The following is a 1,971-nucleotide window of genomic DNA, read 5'->3' as shown; positions in this document are numbered from 1 at the left end:
CGATACCAATAAGCGCAATGTTTTCCATGATGGTTCTCCGAATGAAAGCCTGTCCTCAGCATAGTACTGGGAAGGAGGGAGTGACCATCTCATTAAATAAAGCACGCTAAGCCGGTTGCAGCGGTCGTAGCGGCCTGAACTTGCCCGCGCCGATCTTGGCGCTGCTGCGCCAGAGGTAATCGCCGGTGAGGTTGATGTGCTCCCAACCGAGCGGCGACAGGTACTGCAACAGCGCGTCATCAACGGCATGGCCGTTGCCACGCAGCGCGTGCGCAGCCCGTTCCAGATAGACCGTGTTCCACAACACGACGGCAGCCGTTACCAGATTGAGGCCGCTAGCCCGGTAGCGCTGCTGCTCGAAACTGCGGTCGCGGATTTCACCCAGGCGGTTGAAAAACACTGCCCTGGCCAGCGCATTGCGCGCCTCGCCCTTGTTCAGGCCGGCATGCACGCGGCGGCGCAGTTCCACGCTTTGCAGCCAGTCCAGGATGAACAGCGTGCGCTCGATGCGGCCCAGCTCGCGGAGCGCCACGGCCAGGCCGTTCTGGCGTGGGTAGCTGCCGAGCTTTCGGAGCATCAGGGAGGCCGTCACCGTGCCCTGCTTGATCGAGGTGGCCAGCCGCAGGATTTCGTCCCAATGGGCGCGGACGTGCTTGATGTTGAGCGTGCCGCCGATCATGGGTTTCAGCGCGTCATAGGCGGCGTCGCCCTTCGGGATGTAGAGCTTGGTGTCGCCCAGGTCGCGGATGCGCGGCGCGAAGCGGAAGCCCAGGAGGTGCATCAGGGCGAAGACGTGATCGGTGAAGCCCGCCGTGTCGGTGTAATGCTCCTCGATCCGCAAGTCGGACTCGTGGTACAGCAGGCCGTCGAGCACGTAGGTCGAATCGCGCACGCCGACGTTCACGACCTTGGTGTGAAATGGCGCGTACTGGTCAGAAATGTGGGTGTAGAACGTCCGCCCTGGGCTGCTCCCGTATTTCGGGTTGATGTGGCCGGTGCTCTCGGCCTTGCTGCCGGTGCGGAAGTTCTGGCCGTCCGACGATGAGGTGGTGCCGTCGCCCCAGTGCTCGGCGAAGGGATGGCGGAACTGTGCGTTGACCAGATCGGCCAGCGCCGCCCCGTAGGTTTCGTCGCGGATGTGCCAGGCTTGCAGCCAAGCCAGCTTGGCGTAGGTCGTGCCGGGGCAAGACTCCGCCATCTTGGTCAGGCCCAGGTTGATCGCGTCGGCGAGGATCGTGGTCAGCAACAGGTTCTTGTCTTTGGCCGGGTCGCCCGATTTCAGATGCGCGAAATGCCGAGTGAAGCCCGTCCATTCGTCCACCTCCAGCAGCAGTTCGGTGATCTTGACGTGCGGCAGGATCATTGCCGTCTGGTCGATCAGCGCTTGGGCGGTGTCGGGTACCGCCGCGTCGAGCGGCGTGATCTTCAAGCCTGACTCGGTGATGATGGCGTCCGGCAGCTCGTTGGCCGTCGCCATACGGTTGACGGTGGCAAGCTGTGTTTCCAGCAGCGTCAGCCGGTCGTTCAGGTACCGGTTGCAGTCGGTGGCCACGGCCAGCGGCAATTCGCTGGCCTGCTTGAGGCTGGCGAATTTCGCGGGCGGCACCAGGTAGTCCTCGAAGTCCTTGAACTGGCGCGACCCCTGCACCCAGATGTCGCCGGAACGCAACGCGTTCTTCATCTCCGACAGCGCGCACAGTTCGTAGTAGCGCCGGTCGATGCCGGTGTCGGTCATGACCAGCTTCTGCCAGCGCGGCTTGATGAACTCGGTCGGCGCGTCGGCGGGCACCTTGCGGGCGTTGTCGCTGTTCATGCCGCGCAGCACCTCGATGGCGTCGAGCACGTCCTTCGCGGCGGGAGCGGCCCGCAGCTGGCACTGTTGCAAAGTTAGCGATGAGGCAGCCTTTTGTCTTATTCAAAGGCCTTACATTTCAAAAACTCTGCTTACCAGGCGCATTTCGCCCAGGGGAT

The 1,971-nt window shown here is 63.0% G+C and carries 1 pseudogene; it reads right to left on the bottom strand.

Features of this window, described 5'->3' with window-relative positions:
• Positions 1 to 106: 106 nt before the first annotated feature.
• Positions 107 to 1,873, bottom strand: a pseudogene (locus G6Q29_RS21505) (Tn3 family transposase); the annotation flags it as partial.
• Positions 1,874 to 1,971 lie beyond the last annotated feature (98 nt).

Origin of the sequence: Enterobacter cloacae, from assembly GCF_011078175.1 — a bacterium.
In the GTDB taxonomy this organism is placed as follows: Bacteria; Pseudomonadota; Gammaproteobacteria; order Enterobacterales; family Enterobacteriaceae; genus Enterobacter; species Enterobacter cloacae_Q.
This window is presented reverse-complemented; position numbering and strand designations above follow the sequence as displayed.